Below are 15,744 nucleotides of genomic sequence, written 5' to 3'. Positions count from 1 at the left end.
AGGGTTTGATCACTTACTGTGCGGCCATGATTTCGGTCACGGTCCGTGCAAAGGGTTTCTGGCCATTGCCGAGATCGCGCAACTGCTCATACTTGGTAAGGTCTGCAGGCGACATTCCCATGTTCGGGAAGGTTTCGATCAAGGAGGGGTCCAGCGCCTCCATTGCAGCCTTGTTCGGCGTTTTGTAAAGGATATTGCTGGCAACCCAGACACCGACGTCCGCGCCCAAGACATAGTTCACAAAGGCATGCGCCGCATCTTTGTTTTCAGATGCATCCGCGATGACTAGCGCATCTACCCACAGATCCGATCCTTCTGATGGTATCGTGTACTTGATGTCCGCGTTTTCACCGATGCCGTAGTTGCACCAGCCATCCCAGGCGTGAACCATCGTTGCCTCGCCCGATACCAACTTCAGATAAAAAGTTGCGTCGTCGTAGGCCAGCAGATCCTGCTTCGCCGCAACCAGCAGGTCCTTTGCAGCCGCCAACGTCTCATCCGACGTATCGTTCAGCGACTTTCCGAGGGCTAGCGCAGCAGCCCCCATCAGCCAGCGATCCGTCGAGAGCATTGTCACTTTGCCTTTAAGGTCGTCAGAGGGTTTGAGCAGATCGTTCCACGAAGTTGGCTCTGGCATCAGGTCTGACCGGTAGCATAAGCCCGTCGTGCCCCAAGCGTATGGCATTGAATAGTTGTTGCCCGGATCATGGGCTAGTTCTTTAGCTTCGCCGTACAGGTTAGAGGCATTCGGAACCTTGTCGTGGTCGATTGCAGCCACCAGCCCCAGGTTGTTTAACGCCTCGGCAAAAGGCGACGAGACGAAAAGAACGTCGTAGCCCTTTCCTCCACCGGCTACGACCTTGCCCATGATTTCTTCGTTAGTGCCATGCACCGAGAGCTCGGCCTCGATACCGGTTTCCTTGGTGAAATTCTCCAGCAGGTCCGGCGGCATGTAGCCGTCCCAGTTCGAGATCACGATTTTTTCTGCTTGGGCCGCTCCGGCGAATACGCTGAGTGCGCAGGTCGCCCCGGCGGTGAGCCAAGCAAATGGCAAACGGAACGAATTGGTGAACTTGTTGGTCATGTCTTCCTCCCTTGACATCCGCGCTCGCTTCTGGGGCGAGATATATAATGCAATCACGGTATTTTTTGATGAAATAAAACTCAACAATTTTTTGAATCATTTTTGTATGGCCCGGAGAAGCCATTTAAGATACCGTTTTTATTGTATATTAACTGAGTGTGACGAAAGCCGTCTTCTTATGCCACCAAGCAAATACTTGAAACTTGCTCAAAAAATACTGGATGTTGCGATGGATCTCGATTTGCATCAGGGCGACAGACTGGTGGAAAAAACCCTTGCTGATTCGTGCAGCGTCTCTCGCACTCCGGTTAGATCCGCATTGAGGCTGCTGGAAAAGGAGGGGATGGCACGCAAAGCGGCAGAAGGCGGGTTTGTCCTAGAATGCGAACCCGAAAAGGGGCATTCGATACTCAACCAGCATGCGGTCAGAGCAGGCGTGGATCTCGCTGGTGCCATCCTACGAGATCGCGGCGCCCGACGCCTGGACGGTGCCATCAATGTCACAGACCTGATCCGCAGATATTCGGTTTCCCGCAGCGCTGCACAGCGTGCGCTCGAAGCCCTCCTGGCCCAAGGCGTGATTCAGAAAGCCGAAGGTCAATCCTGGGTTTTTACGCGCATGCCGGGAGACCGCTCCGGACGAATAGAGAGCTACGAATTTCGTCTGATACTGGAACCGCAGGCCATTCTGTCCGACGGTTTCAAGTTGGACACCAAGCGCGCCGATCTGGTCCGCAGCCAGACCGAAGCGCTTCTGGCGCAGTCGGAAAACTCTTTCAATAGCCAGGATTTCCAAGACGCGGATCTTGCCTTTCACAAGCTCATCGCTCGATCGTCCGGAAACCAGTATCTAGCTTCTGCTCTCATGGCCCATCATGGGTTGCGCCACCTGCCAGGCGGATCATTCGGTATGATCGACTTTCGGATGAGGCAGGCGCTCGATGAACATCTGCGTATCCTTGATTTCATCGAACAGGATCATTTCGATCTTGCGGCGGATCAGATGAGGGTGCACTTGCGGCTTTCAATGCACCAAAGGCCCAGCGTCGCCAATCGTGGTGCTCCGGCGCTAGTCCAAGCAACCCGCGGGTCAATCCGGTGAGTGAATGATGAACCGCAAGGAAGCACCCGTAATCGCGTTTTTCCCCGAAGCTAGTTTTGGGGCTGCACTGAATTGTGTGGGGATCGCTCAGGAACTTCGCGCAATGGGTGCACACCCCGTTTTCCTCACCCACGGTGGCTTTGGTGGCGTATTCGCAGATTACGGTTTTGACGAGTTCGCCGTCCCTGTTCAGTCAGAGTTGACAGAAGAGGAAACCCAGACCTACTGGCAGGAATTCCTGAGCCATCATCTGCCGCATTTTAACATGCATCCAACTGACCAACTAACCACCTATGTAGAGCCCGTTTGGAACGCAATCGTCGAGACAGCGGAATCGGTCGAACAGGGGTTGGAAACGGCGCTAGAGCGGATCAACCCAGATGTCGTCGTCCTCGACAACGTCATCATGTTCCCGGCCATCGTACGATCCGAGTGCCCATGGGTCAGGGTTATTTCTTGCGCGGAAACCGAGTTGCCAGACAACTGCCTACCGCCGTACCTGTCCGGTCTGCTGGCATCTGACGCTGCCGGGTGTGCGGCATTTCGAGACCAGTACCTGGAGACCCTTGGCCCAATTCATGCTCGCTACAACAAATTTCGCCAGGATAAGGGGCTTGAGCTATTGCCTGAAGGTGAGTTCCTAGAAACATCACCGCATCAAAACCTTCTTTTAGCGCCATCTATCATTCGCCATGATCGTGATCAGGTGCTGGACTCTGGACAATTCACCTTTCTCGAAGGCTGCGTTCGCCAGGAAGGTCCTTACCGTGTACCTCAAATGCCCCGTAACGACGGGCCTCTGGTGTACGTGAGTTTTGGCAGTCTGGGCGCCATGGATGTCCCATTCTTTGAGAGCCTGTTCGACGTATTCAAGACAATGGACATGAGGTTTCTGGTCAATGTCGGGGCCCAAATCGATGCCTATTCCAGAGTCCCAGACAATGTTCATCTGCAGGAATGGTTCCCGCAGCCTTCCGTGGTTGAACAATGCGATCTGTTTATTCACCACGGCGGCAACAACAGCTTTTGCGAAGCGCTGTATTTCGGGGTCCCGTCGCTGATCCTTCCCTATTGCTGGGACGGACACGATAACGCCCAGCGGGCAGTTGAGACCAGTGTCGGACTCAGGGTAAATCGATGGGATTGGACACCGGATCAGTTGGATAATTCGATTAACCAACTCCTTGGGGACGCGGAGATGAAGGCCCGGCTGGCTGCGAACTCAGAGATCATGCAGTTGAGAAAGTCGGTTCAGTTAGCTGCTCAGAAAATTCTGGATTGTGTAAATCCTAACCGAATCTAGGTTATTCCCGTCGATCATCCGTTTTGTCATGAAGGATGGAAGGGTGCATCGCAATGACCTCTAAATCACTGAACCTAACGTGTCGGTTTGGGCTCCAAGCAGCCATTCGCTGCGCGGTGTTTCAATGACCGCTTTGGCGCCATGCATGCCGCGGACACTCCAACCTTGAACGGCAGGAGCGCGGCATCGCTGGCCGGTAGACTTTGCTGTGGCTGCGCATCTGGGCGCATTCCTGAACAGTTTCGTAGGGTCCATGAGGTTGCTGCTACTTTTTGTCATCGTGCCGCCCCCCAGTTTTGACGTTGCCGAAAATGCCTGCCCACCTTCTTTGACTTCCATACCTACAAACTTGGAAATATCTGCCTAATTTTTGGCGCTGCTCGTTGATCAAAGGCTGCCTCTCGCGAGAAAGCAGCCTCCAAAACTGGATATCCTTAACGCTTTTACTCTACGCGAACCGATCAAATGGATTGAATTCCGCCTCCGTTTTAGGAACTTGAATATTGCTACGGTTGGTTGGGCACCCACCCAATGCGCTCACGTGCAAACGAAGTTCTCTCAATAGCGCCGCGCTGAGGTCCTCATGGACCTGTACTCTAGCCCTCAGAATACACGCCGATTCCAGCAAGGCGCGATCGCTATACACCAACCAAGGCAATTCCTCTGCAAAGGCGCGCCAAGCCGTCTTTTCAGTCTCGTTGAGATAATCCGGCGGCCCACCGAGCTCGCCTAGACCTTCCGGTTCGTTCCGTCCTCTGTACCGCTGGGGGTCTTTCTTTGCGGCGCCTGTCAGGATCGCCTTGCCAAGTGGTGTCTTTGGTCTGGGCATTCTGTACCTCGAATTTCTGAATTGCGGATATGTGTAAACAGCGGATGGGTCGGTATGCAGTGCGAAAGCGACGATGACTGACCCACCCCCCCGGCGTTGAGATGATGCGCTGGCCTACTCCTTGCTTGACCTTCATTGTTCCTTCGTATGTCTTTTTGCTTCTCACAGAGTGGTTAGTATTAGTGTTCCAAATCAGAACCGAAGGACCGGAGAGAAACCGGCCTAACGGGTTCTGATTTGGAACCATGGGAGGTCTTTGGGTTCTCAAACGGAACCACAGAGGACGCTGACGGGTCCGTCTCAGAACCGCCTTTTGTTTTTTGGGGCTGCCAGAACCGCCAGTCATGGGTGGCGGCTTTCTTGCCGGACCGGGTCTGCATAGCCTTGGTGGTCAACCGCCACTCATGGGCGCGCCGGTGATACCAATTGCCTTCCTGCTCGAGCACAACGAACCCTTTGTCCTGCAGATCTTCGAAAGCCCGCTGAACCGTGGCCTTGCCTATTTCCAAGATCCCTGCCGCTTCGTTCATCGACAGAAACACCTTGCCGTTGTTGCCGCCGTTAAAGCGGGTGTGAAGCTCCAGCCAGAGTTTCACTGCAGGTCCGGACAGAGCCCGCCAAGCCGGGGACTTGATCATGGCGTAGGGCAGATAGACGAACTGGCCCTCATCTGACCGTTTGCCTTTGGGAGATCGGCGCCTACTCATCGCGACACCTCCGCTGGAAGTGCTCAGGCAAGGTATGCAGTTCGGGTATGTCACAGCCGATATGTGCCCGGACGAGCCGGATTAGGCCGGATCTGGACGGACAGTACCGGAGCGTGTCCCAGGACGCTCCCCCGGCCGAAATTTGGGGTCTCTGACGCTGAAACAGCCATTGGATGACGTCCCGGCAGACGGCAACGCGGAAGACAAAATGGCGAAAAACTTCGCCGCTGTAGTTCTCAGCAGTTTCACGATGAACGGCTCGGGTAAGAGGGCCAATGGCTGGCCCCCTGTCGTTGCTGGTACAATTCGACTTGAAAAAGGACATATTAGCCATGCTCGACCCGTCCTTTCCGTACGATCACCTGTTCAACCGAATGACTCAAAGGCGACCAGTAGTATCGGCGCTCGTTAGGTTTCTTGGAAGCGGCCTGTTTTGAGTCGTAGTTGCTTACTATTTTCATGTATTCTGTCCTCGCTTGCGCGGAGGGACGAAACACGATAGATTTCGAGTGTAGATTTTCTACAGTGTGAAAACGAAATCACCCGTGTCCGATGACGTCCCATTGGCGCGGGTTTTCGTTATGCGCTCAGGCTTTCACCCATGATCCAGGCATCAATCTGATGGGTGTCCACGAACGCAGCACGCCCTACGGTGTGCTTTGTAATGGCACCCTTTTTGACTGCTCGGTCGAATGTGGACCGGCTCAACGAGTAACGCTTGATAGCGTCCGTAAGACGGATCAGGTTTGCGGTATTTGTGTTCTGCTCTGCCATCTAGTTTTCCTTGAAAAAAAGGAAAAAACCAGGAATAGAACGCCGAATTCCCAAGGACATTGACAAGAATAGTGTCCGCAACAGCGGACATTTATCCTTGCCAATTTTTCTCGCAGTCGTCATAAAAACGTATGACGAGAGGGAGAAGCAAAGAATAGTCGGCTGAAATTTTGAGCCGCGATGTTCTCCTGAGAATTGCATTCTATTCGAGGCCTTTTCGCTAAGGTTTCGGTTGGAGCAGGGGAGTCGCCGGAACTTTGGAAGGTGAGGGCGACCCTCTGCGATGATGCTTCATAAGCAATCGTGAAGTGTACTGTTACCATAAACCCCGCGCATCTTGGACCGCAACACCTTGATGACAGGTTACATGATTTCCACAATATACAGGGGGATTAAGGGTCGATTTTGCGGATAAGCTGTGGATAAGCCGTGGTTAATTGGCCAATGGTCACGCATTCGCAGTCCCCCGAATCGAAACGACCTCTTGTCCTGTAACGTGAGCGGCCCAACGTTCAGCCAACAGCAGACGTTCGTCAAAGTAGTCAGATCTCTGGTAGGCGCGCGAAACGGCTGATCCGACCTTATGGCCTATCGCGGTCTCTTTGATTTCATAATCCGTGCTGGTCGCTTCGTCAGCCCACGTCCTGAAGCTGGCGCGGAATCCATGAGGTCGCTCCTCAAGCCCCAACCGCTCCATATATCGGGACATGCTGGCATCGCTGATGACGCCCTTGCGCGCTCCAGGGAACAAAAATCCATCGCGGGCAGTCTTCTCAGCCAATTCCACGATCCGTATTGCTTCTTTTGACAGCGGTACGCGGAAATCATCCGTTTTGCCGCGCGGGCCTTTCACAAGCTCTGCCGGTATGATCCAGAGGTTGTTCTCAATCTGGCTAATTTGCCCAAACCGGATAGGCTTCGACCGTAGCCCTGTCAGGATTAGCAATTGCAAAGCGAGTTGAACCGTGCCGCCGCCTTCAAGGCTCTGATAAAACGCCGGGACATCCCTCCAATTCATCGACGGTATGTTCTCGGGCTTGTGAATCTGTTTGCCTAGCAGTTCGCGGGCATCCTCTACCGCATGACGGTCGATTTCGTATCGTTTGGCGCTTGCATAGCTCAGGCAGGCTTTGAGCCGGGTTAGTGACTTTCTGGCCACGTCAGTCTTGGTATGCCAAATCGGGCGTAGTGCATCGGCTATCGCGGTGCCGGTGATATACTCGACCGGCGTATCGCCCAGCGCGGGCAGTACATGGGTCTTAATCGGGCTGTACCAGCGGCCAGCTTCCCCATCACCTTTTAGCTGCACTTTGCGCGCCTCAAAGGCCAAGGGGGCGATATTCTTCAGCAGTCGCTCTTCGCGGGCCTTCGGATCATTGGCTATCTGGTCCGCCGCAGCCTGTTCTTTCTCTGCTTTCCGTACCTCTATCGGGTTGCCGCCGCTTTTAACGATCCAGCGATAGGCATCAGCCATTTCACGGGCCTGCGCCAACGACACGCCAGGGAAGCCACCTAGACCCATTTCCTTGCGCTTTCCTGAGATAGTGAAGCGAAACACCCATTGGTTACCTGTGGCCAGCCGGTACAGGTACAAACCACCCCCGTCACTGTGCTTGCCAATGCCCGCGCTCCGAACCTTTGCGGCGCTCAGCTTATAGAGACTTCCGGCCATATCCCCTCTTGGCGCTTCTTATCCCCCGCTTTATCCCCTCTTTTTTCTGCGGTATCAAGATGTATCTTGACGCACTGTGACGGGGTAATCCTATAAATACTTTATTATTATGCGAAATTTTCTGACCTTGTGATGGACAATGACGCTTGGTGATTACTTTGTTCAGTGCCCTCTTGAGGCACCACTTTCCTCAGTACATTCAAGTGAACGCAGCGTGATCAGGCGCGCTTTTCACCAATTGACGCGACGCCCAGCACTGAAAGAACCTTGGCTTCGATCTGTTCCGCGTTCATTCCCGCCACGGCATACATGTCCGCCGGGCTTGCCTGATCAATGAAGATATCGGGCAGAACCATCGACCGATATTTCAGGCCGTGATCAAACACGCCCTCGTCCGCCAGCAATTGCGCCACATGAGAGCCAAAACCGCCAATCGCACCCTCTTCGATGGTGATCAGCGCCTCGTGATTGGCCGCAAGGTCCAGGATCAACTCGCGGTCCAGCGGCTTGGCAAACCGGGCGTCTGCAATTGTTGGCGTGATCCCGCGGGCCGACAGAGCCTCGGCCGCCTTTTGCACTTCGGTCAAACGGGTGCCAAACGACAGCAGCGCCACACGCGCTCCTTTCCGGATCACGCGCCCCTTGCCGATTTCCAGAATCTCGCCGCGTTCGGGCAGATCCACGCCGACCCCTTCACCGCGCGGATAGCGGAAAGCGATTGGCCCGTCATCATGGGCCGCTGCCGTGGCAACCATGTGCACCAGTTCGGCCTCATCCGCGGCGGCCATGACGGTCATGCCGGGAAGATTGGCGAGATAGGCGATGTCGAACGACCCCGCATGGGTCGCTCCGTCCGCACCCACAAGGCCCGCGCGGTCAATCGCGAACCGCACCGGCAGGCGCTGAATGGCCACGTCGTGGACGACTTGGTCGTAGCCGCGCTGCAAAAAGGTCGAATACATCGCGCAGAACGGTTTCATCCCGCCTGCGGCAAGGGCCGCAGCAAAAGTCACGCCATGCTGTTCTGCAATCGCCACGTCGAAGCAGCGCGAGGGGTAGCGTTCGGCAAACAGGTTCAGGCCGGTTCCATCCGGCATCGCGGCGGTTACGGCAACGATCTTGTCGTCCCGCGCGGCCTCATCCACCAGCGTATTGCCAAAGACCGAGGTATAAGAGGGCGCGTTTGACGGCGCTTTCTTCTGCTTGCCCGTCACGACATCAAACTTGGCCGTTGCATGGCCCTTGTCGCGCGCCTGTTCCGCAGGGGCATATCCCTTGCCCTTCTTGGTCAGCACATGGATCAAGATCGGACCGGTCGCCCGCGCCTTGACCGTGCGCAAAACCGGTAGCAACTGGTCCATATCGTGACCGTCAAGCGGGCCGATATAGGAAAACCCCAGCTCCTCGAACAAGGTGCCGCCGACCGCCATACCCTTGAGCATTTCCTTGGCCCGTTTCGCGCCCTCTCGGAAAGGCTCTGGCAGCAGAGAAACAGCACCTTTTGCAGCGGCTTTCAGGTCGTGAAACGGAGCCTCGGTATAAATCCGCGACAGGTAACTGGACAGCGCGCCAACCGGTGGGGCGATGCTCATCTCGTTGTCGTTCAGGATCACGATCAGGCGTTTCTTGAGGTGACCTGCATTGTTCATCGCCTCGAACGCCATGCCCGCCGACATTGAACCGTCACCGATCACGGCAATCGCGTCGCCCAATCCTTCGGGCGTGACGCCGCCCAGATCACGCGCGACCGAAAAACCAAGCGCGGCACTGATCGAGGTCGAGCTATGCGCCGCGCCAAACGGGTCATACGGGCTTTCGCTGCGCTTGGTGAAACCGCTCAACCCGTCTTTCATGCGCAAAGTACGGATGCGGTCGCGCCGTTCGGTCAGGATTTTATGGGGATAGCACTGATGCCCAACATCCCAGATGATCTTGTCGCGCGGTGTGTCAAACACGGCATGCAGCGCCGTGGTCAGTTCCACCACGCCCAGCCCTGCGCCCAGATGCCCGCCAGTGACCGACACGGCCGAGATCGTTTCCGCCCGCAGCTCATCCGCAACCTGACAGAGTTGCGCATCCGAGAACTGCTTGAGATCCGCAGGGCGGCTCACAAGGTCTAGCAGGGGCGTGTTCGGGCGATCTGACATTTGGCGCGTTCCTGGCTTAGCTGTCCCGGGCAATAACGAAGCGCGCGGCGTCCTTCAAGGTTTCCGCAGGTGCCCCGTAACCTTCAAGCGCGTCGCAGGCCCGATCCACCAGCTCGGCCGCCCGGCTCTTGGCGGTGTCCAAACCCAGCAGCGACACAAAGGTTGCCTTGCCCGCCTCTGCATCCTTTTGAAGACGTTTTCCGGCGATCGCCGCGTCTCCTTCAATATCCAAGATGTCGTCAGCGATCTGAAAAGCAAGCCCAAGATCCCGCGCGTATCGGCGCAGGGGGTCGGGATCCTCGCCAGCCAAACGCGCACCGGCGCAGGCTGACCATTCTATCAATGCACCAGTCTTGCCAGCCTGAAGCCGCGTAATCTGGTCCAGTGACAAAGGCGATTTTGCTGTTTCCGCAGCAATATCCAGCGCCTGACCCAGCACCATGCCTTGGGCACCGCTTGCCTTGGCCAATGTCAGAGCCAGTTCCGCGCGTATCCCGGCCGACCCGACCTCGGGCCGGGTGCACATCTCAAACGCGAGGGTCTGCAACGCATCCCCGGCCAAAACCGCCGTTCCCTGATCCCATTTCACATGGACCGTCGGACGCCCCCGGCGCAGGTCATCGTCATCCATGCAAGGCAGATCATCGTGAACCAGCGAATAAGCGTGCAGCGCTTCAATCCCCGTTGCGGGCCAAATGGCCTGCGCCGGGTCCACACCGTGCAGCCGTGCGCTTTCCAGAACCAGAAACCCGCGCAGCCTCTTGCCGCCTTCGGTGGCATAGGCCATCGCACGGGTCACATCCAGATCATCCAGCGCGCCCAGAACCAGATCGAACTGCTTCTGAATCCGCGCGGCATCCCGTGCCAGAATGTCCTGAAACATTTACAGACCTTCGACAGGAGACGTCCCGGTTGGCTGACCATCCGCGTCCAGCGTGATCGCGGCCACCTTTTCTTCGGCCCGCTTCAACTCGTCTTCGCAGCGCTTTTTCAAGGCCGCTCCGCGTTCATACAGGGCAATGGACTGATCCAGTGCTACATCGCCGCGCTCAAGCTGGCCGACGACGGCCTCAAGCTCTTTCATCGCTTGTTCAAAAGTCATTTGATCTACAGGAGTATCGGTCATCGGGCTGCCTTCATCAATTCTTCCACATGGGCGCGGGTGGCCTCGGCCAGTGCGTTCAGATCATACCCGCCTTCCAGAGTCGAGACGATACGACCGTCACATACTTCACCGGCAATCTTGCACAGCTCAGCCGTGATCCAAGCAAAATCGCCGGTCGACCAGTTAAGCTCCGCCAGCGGATCGTCCTGATGCGCATCGAAACCCGCCGAGATGATGATCAATTCGGGCTTGAACGCACGCAGCCGCGGGAAGGCTTGGGATTCATAGGCAGCACGCATCTCTGCCCCACCGGATCGGGGCGGCAGCGGAATATTCAGGATCGTATCGTGGGCCCCTGTTTCATCCGGACGTCCCGTGCCGGGCCACAACGGAATCTGCTGGCTGGTTATGACCAGGGCACGGGCCTCGTCCCACAACAAATCCTGCGTGCCGTTTCCGTGATGCACGTCAAAATCCACCACGGCCACGCGTTTCAACCCGTGGTGATCCAGCGCATGTTTGGCAGCCAGCGCCGCATTGCCGAACAGACAAAACCCCATCGCCGTCTCGGATTCGGCGTGGTGCCCCGGCGGTCGGATCGCGCAAAACGCATTCGGAGCGTCACCACTCAAGACCAAGTCGACCGCCCGAACCACAGCGCCCGCCGCACGATACGCTGCATCCACCGATCCCGGCGACATGAATGTATCGCCGTCTATCTGCCTGTACCCTTCCGTCGGGCGACTGCTGCGAATATTCCGAATATGGCTTTCGGGGTGAATGCGCAGCAGATCATCATCCGCAGCAAGCGGAGCCGTCCTTCGGTCCAGATCCAGCGATTCCAGCGCATGAAGAATATGCTCAAGCCGCGCGACCCGTTCGGGGTGTCCGTCCGGGGTCACATGCTCAAGGCAATCCGCGTGAGTCAACAGAGCAGTCTTCATCAGGATCCGATCTTCATCTGGCTAAAAATATCCTCGCCGAAGGCATAAAATCGCCGCGCAGCGGCAAAATCAATCCGGGGCCAACATATATCCCGCCCCGCGGACCGTCTGCAGATAACGGGGTTGCTTGGGGTCCTGTTCGATCTTGCGCCGCAGCCGGGTGATCTGGACATCCACCGCGCGTTCCTGTGCCTGCCCTTTGTCGCGGCCCAGATCCTCGACCAGTTTGGCGCGGCTGATGGGTTCTCCGGGCTGGGCCGAGAAAATCTTCATCAGCTGGCTTTCTGTTGCGGTCAGACGCACGGGCTCTTCTCCCTGCCACATCTCGCCCCGTTCCACATCGTACCGGATCGGCCCAAGGATCAGAATCTTGCTTGCCGCTTCCTGTGCAGGTGTTTCGGGCATCCGCCGCAGAATAGCGTTGATGCGCAACAACAGTTCCTTCGGCTCGAACGGCTTGGCCAGATAATCGTCGGCCCCAGCCTCAAGCCCCGCGATGCGGTGTTCGGTTTCACCGCGCGCGGTCAGCAGCAGGATCGGGGTTGCATGTGTCTCGCGCAGCGCCTTGGTCAGGCTGACACCGTCTTCGCCGGGCATCATGACATCCAGAACGATCAGGTCGAAATCCAGACCTGACAATACACGTCGCGCATGGGCTGCGTCCCGCGCGGCGGTGACAAGAAAACCGTTCCGCATCAGAAACTTCTTGAGCAGATCACGGATGCGCTCGTCATCGTCAACTATCAGCAGATGGGCGTCCATATCGCTCATGAGGTGGTATCCCGCAGTTTCTTATAGGCATGACGCATATCAGCATCCATCATCGCTTCAAGTACTTTGCGAAAACCCGAAACGGCCTCGGGGCCGGCGTCCTTATAGGCGGCACGCATCCGCACGCGCTGGGCTTCGGACAGTATGGCCTCCAACTCTTTTCCCTTGTCTGTCAGAAATAGGTGTCTTTCGCGTTTGTCCACGGTGCCCACGCGACTTTCCACCAGACCATCGTCGATCAGGGTGCGTAGAACGCGGTTCAAGGACTGTTTGGTGACACCTAGAATCGCCAACAAGTTGTTTACGGTTGTTCCCGGCGCTCGGTTGACAAAGTGGATGGCCCTATGATGCGCCCGACCATAGGCCAGTTCAGACAGGATGCGGTCCGGGTCCGCCGTGAAACCGCGATAAGCGAAGAACATCGCTTCGATACCCTGCCGCAGTTGCTCATCTGTCAGAAACAACAGGCTTTCACCGCCAAAGACCTGAGCGGGACGGGTGTCGGACATATTTGGCCTCATTGGTTACTCGGTACCGAGTTTATGTCAGCGTTATTGACATTCCAAGAGTGGGCAGGTATCGAATCGCAGTTTTTGCGCAACATTATGTCCGGTTCGGACTTAATTGGCGCAATAATCATAAATCAAGCCCGGATCAGGAGGTTGCGCATGGCGGGGTATGACGATCGTGACGGTGTCATCTGGTTGGATGGTGAGCTGGTGCCATGGCGCGACGCCAAGGTGCACATTCTGACGCACGCAATGCACTATGCTTCGTCTGTATTCGAGGGCGAGCGTGCCTATAACGGCAAGATTTTCAAAAGCCGTGAGCATTCCGAGCGTCTGATCGCGTCGGCCGAGGCACTGGATATACCGATGCCCTATACGGTGGATCAGATCGAAGCCGCCAAGCAAGAGGCTTTGAAGGCCAGCGGATTGCAGGACGCCTATATCCGGGCGCTTGTCTGGCGCGGGTCGGGCGATGACATGGGCGTGGCATCGGCCAAGAACCCGGTTCGCATGGCCGTCGCCGTCTGGCCGTGGGGCGCTTATTACGGCGACGCCAAGATGCAGGGCGCCAAGCTGGACATTGCGGAATGGAAACGCCCCAGCCCCGAAACCATCCCGGTTCACGCCAAGGCTGCGGGTCTGTATATGATCTGCACCATCTCCAAGCATAAGGCCGAGGCCAAGGGCTGTTCGGATGCTTTGTTCATGGACTACCGGGGCTATGTCGCCGAAGCGACCGGTGCCAACGTGTTCTTTGTCAAAGATGGCGAAGTCCACACGCCGCTGGCCGATTGCTTCCTGAACGGCATCACCCGTCAGACCGTGATCCAGATGCTGAAAGACAAAGGCATCACCGTTCACGAACGCCACATCATGCCCGAAGAAATGGCTGATTTTGAGCAATGCTGGCTGACAGGCACAGCGGCCGAGGTTACCCCGGTGGGTCAGATTGGCGACTACACCTTTGAGGTTGGCGATATCACGCGCGAGATCGCGCAGGACTATGAGGCGCTTGTTCGCGCTTGATCGAAGTTGGATTATTGAAGAACCCCCGCATTTTGCGGGGGTTTTTCTATGGCTGGGACGAGGGGGCCTTGGCGATAGAATCCGGCGGCCTGCCAACTACCCGATAGCCGAACGCCAGCCGATCCGAATGATAGGCTCGGGCCGCTGGTCAGGGCGTCGAATAGAGTCTAAACCTCAGAAATCCACACCGCGCTGAGCTTTGATTCCGGCCTGAAACGGGTGTTTCTCCTCGGTCATTTCCGTGACCAGGTCGGCATAGTCGCGCAGCGCCTGCGGCGCGTCCCGGCCTGTTAGAAACACGCTGGTTTTGTCTGACCGACCGTTCAGCCCATCAATCACCTGCTCGACCGAAAGGTATTCATAGCGCAAGGCGATGTTGATTTCGTCCAGAACCACAAGATCGTAGTCGCCGCTGGCCATCAGCGCCCGCGCCTTGTCAAAGGCGGCATTGGCGGCGGCGATGTCGCGCTCGCGATCCTGGGTGTCCCAGGTGAAGCCTTCTCCCATCGTGTGCCAGGTCACCAGATCCCGCTCCTCGAAGAATCGCCTCTCGCCGGTTTTCCACTTGCCCTTGATGAACTGGACCACGGCAACCTTCTGACCCCAACCCAGAGCGCGGATGACCACGCCGAACGCCGCCGACGACTTGCCTTTGCCTTTGCCGGTGTTGATCAGCACCAGTCCGCGTTCGGGATCGACGGCCTCGGATACCTTTTTGCGGTGCTGGGCCTGCACCTTCTGCATCTTTTCCTTGTGGTCTTTTGCGTCGCTCATCTTGGGAACCTTTTTTGATTTTGGACCCAAACTAGGTGAAGTTCTCAAAAGGTAAAGATCAGGCTTTGGGGTCCGTTGCCTGACGCGCCTTGCCTCGGTCCAATCCCAGTTGCCGCTCGCGCAGGATAAGCAGCACATTTCCGGCGATGACCAAAGCGGCCCCGCCCAACATGACCAGTGTCGGCAATTCGTCGAACCAGACATATCCGATGACAATGGCGAACAACATGGTGGTGTAGTCATAGGGTGCGAGCATCGAGGCTTGTCCGAACCGATATGAAGATGTCACCAGAATTTGTGCGACACCCCCGATCAATCCCATAACGACCAGTATTAGGGTCTGTTCCAAGGTTGGTATTGCCCATCCCCAAAGGGCGGTCAGTGCCGAGAGCAGCGTCGCAGTAATCGAAAAGTAGAAAACAACCGCAGCGGGGTGATCGACCTGAACCAGTTGTCGGATGTGGATTTGCACAAAGGCCCGCGCCATCGTTGCGGCCAGCACGCACAGCGCACCGATTGTCGCGGCCGTATCCATGTTGTTGCCGCCCAGACGTGGCCAGATCATGATCAATACGCCCAGCAAACCAATAGCCACCGCACCAATGCGGATCATGCGAATGCGTTCCCCCAGCATGATCGCCGCCAGAATCAGGGTGAAGATCGGCGTGGCATAGCCAATGGCCGTTACCTCGGGCAAAGGCAGCAGGCTGAGGCCGGTAAAAGTCAGGCCCATGGCGCTGGTGCCCAACACTCCGCGCCAGAAGTGGCCCATTGGCTTTTTGACCACCAAGCCCTGCGAAAGCTCTCCGCGCCAGGCCAGCCAGCCGATGATGACAGGCACGGCAAAGAGCGAGCGAAAGAACACCATTTCACCGGGAGGAAAGTCATCGGACAGAGCTTTGACCAGCGCTTGCATCACCATGAACAAAAAAAGGGCGCTAAGTTTCAGCGCCACGGCCAACATTGGCCTATGTGATGTGAGGGGTTTCGCCATTGG

The 15,744-nt window shown here is 56.6% G+C and carries 16 protein-coding genes; 3 read left to right on the top strand and 13 right to left on the bottom strand.

The window, feature by feature from the left end:
- Positions 1-13: 13 nt before the first annotated feature.
- On the bottom strand, positions 14-1,084 hold the full coding sequence (locus ACR0B7_RS09675) for a polyamine ABC transporter substrate-binding protein (RefSeq protein ID WP_170486029.1): 1,071 nt from the start codon (positions 1,082-1,084) through the stop codon (positions 14-16).
- Here ACR0B7_RS09675 and ACR0B7_RS09670 point away from each other — a divergent pair.
- Both ACR0B7_RS09670 and ACR0B7_RS09665 read left to right on the top strand, forming a co-directional pair.
- Positions 1,068-2,186 carry a GntR family transcriptional regulator gene (locus tag ACR0B7_RS09670; RefSeq protein WP_170486030.1) on the top strand — a complete coding sequence of 373 codons (1,119 nt, stop codon included), beginning with the start codon at positions 1,068-1,070 and terminating at the stop codon, positions 2,184-2,186. The genes ACR0B7_RS09675 and ACR0B7_RS09670 overlap by 17 nt on opposite strands.
- 4 nt (positions 2,187-2,190) lie before the next feature.
- Positions 2,191-3,489: a nucleotide disphospho-sugar-binding domain-containing protein gene (locus ACR0B7_RS09665; protein WP_480681350.1), complete on the top strand. Its 1,299-nt coding sequence runs from the start codon at positions 2,191-2,193 to the stop codon at positions 3,487-3,489.
- A gap of 1,008 nt (positions 3,490-4,497) precedes the next feature.
- Here the strand turns inward: ACR0B7_RS09665 and ACR0B7_RS09660 are convergent.
- The 10 genes from ACR0B7_RS09660 to ACR0B7_RS09615 all read right to left on the bottom strand — a co-directional run bounded on the left by ACR0B7_RS09660 (position 4,498) and on the right by ACR0B7_RS09615 (position 12,947).
- Entirely contained in the window at positions 4,498-5,025 is a 528-nt protein-coding gene (locus ACR0B7_RS09660) for a helix-turn-helix domain-containing protein (RefSeq protein WP_170576733.1), read from the bottom strand.
- A gap of 326 nt (positions 5,026-5,351) precedes the next feature.
- Positions 5,352-5,486 (bottom strand): hypothetical protein, encoded by a 135-nt coding sequence (locus ACR0B7_RS09655; protein ID WP_480681348.1) that lies wholly within the window; start codon positions 5,484-5,486, stop codon positions 5,352-5,354.
- 118 nt (positions 5,487-5,604) lie between these two features.
- Positions 5,605-5,799: a MerR family transcriptional regulator gene (locus ACR0B7_RS09650; protein ID WP_170576734.1), complete on the bottom strand. Its 195-nt coding sequence runs from the start codon at positions 5,797-5,799 to the stop codon at positions 5,605-5,607.
- Between the two features lie 448 nt (positions 5,800-6,247).
- Positions 6,248-7,471: a site-specific integrase gene (locus ACR0B7_RS09645; protein WP_170576735.1), complete on the bottom strand. Its 1,224-nt coding sequence runs from the start codon at positions 7,469-7,471 to the stop codon at positions 6,248-6,250.
- A gap of 218 nt (positions 7,472-7,689) precedes the next feature.
- Positions 7,690-9,618, bottom strand: a complete 1,929-nt coding sequence (gene dxs, locus ACR0B7_RS09640; RefSeq protein ID WP_170483350.1) for a 1-deoxy-D-xylulose-5-phosphate synthase — start codon at positions 9,616-9,618, stop codon at positions 7,690-7,692.
- Between the two features lie 16 nt (positions 9,619-9,634).
- Positions 9,635-10,501 carry a polyprenyl synthetase family protein gene (locus tag ACR0B7_RS09635; protein WP_170483352.1) on the bottom strand — a complete coding sequence of 289 codons (867 nt, stop codon included), beginning with the start codon at positions 10,499-10,501 and terminating at the stop codon, positions 9,635-9,637.
- The gene (locus ACR0B7_RS09630; protein WP_170387976.1) at positions 10,502-10,744 is read right to left on the bottom strand and encodes an exodeoxyribonuclease VII small subunit; all 243 of its coding nucleotides are present in this window, start codon (positions 10,742-10,744) and stop codon (positions 10,502-10,504) included.
- The gene (locus tag ACR0B7_RS09625) at positions 10,741-11,667 is read right to left on the bottom strand and encodes a histone deacetylase family protein (protein WP_170483354.1); all 927 of its coding nucleotides are present in this window, start codon (positions 11,665-11,667) and stop codon (positions 10,741-10,743) included. Before ACR0B7_RS09625 ends, ACR0B7_RS09630 begins: the two co-directional genes overlap by 4 nt.
- 69 nt (positions 11,668-11,736) lie before the next feature.
- Positions 11,737-12,438, bottom strand: coding sequence for a response regulator (locus ACR0B7_RS09620; RefSeq protein WP_170387972.1), 702 nt, complete (start codon positions 12,436-12,438; stop codon positions 11,737-11,739).
- Complete coding sequence (locus ACR0B7_RS09615; protein WP_170576736.1) at positions 12,435-12,947, bottom strand: MarR family transcriptional regulator; 513 nt, start codon at positions 12,945-12,947, stop codon at positions 12,435-12,437. The genes ACR0B7_RS09620 and ACR0B7_RS09615 overlap by 4 nt, the downstream gene beginning before the upstream one ends.
- Before the next feature lie 159 nt (positions 12,948-13,106).
- Between ACR0B7_RS09615 and ACR0B7_RS09610 the strand changes: the two genes are divergently transcribed.
- Positions 13,107-13,973, top strand: a complete 867-nt coding sequence (locus ACR0B7_RS09610; protein ID WP_170551118.1) for a branched-chain amino acid aminotransferase — start codon at positions 13,107-13,109, stop codon at positions 13,971-13,973.
- 174 nt (positions 13,974-14,147) lie between these two features.
- Here ACR0B7_RS09610 and cobO read toward each other — a convergent pair whose 3' ends face one another.
- Together cobO and ACR0B7_RS09600 are read right to left on the bottom strand one after the other, a co-directional pair.
- Entirely contained in the window at positions 14,148-14,747 is a 600-nt protein-coding gene (gene cobO / locus ACR0B7_RS09605; protein ID WP_170483359.1) for a cob(I)yrinic acid a,c-diamide adenosyltransferase, read from the bottom strand.
- Between the two features lie 58 nt (positions 14,748-14,805).
- Complete coding sequence (locus ACR0B7_RS09600) at positions 14,806-15,741, bottom strand: DMT family transporter (RefSeq protein WP_170576737.1); 936 nt, start codon at positions 15,739-15,741, stop codon at positions 14,806-14,808.
- Positions 15,742-15,744 lie beyond the last annotated feature (3 nt).

Source organism: Ruegeria sp. BB6 (assembly GCF_056539385.1).
Note: the sequence above shows the minus strand (reverse complement) of the source record. Positions and strands in the feature narration are given on the sequence as shown.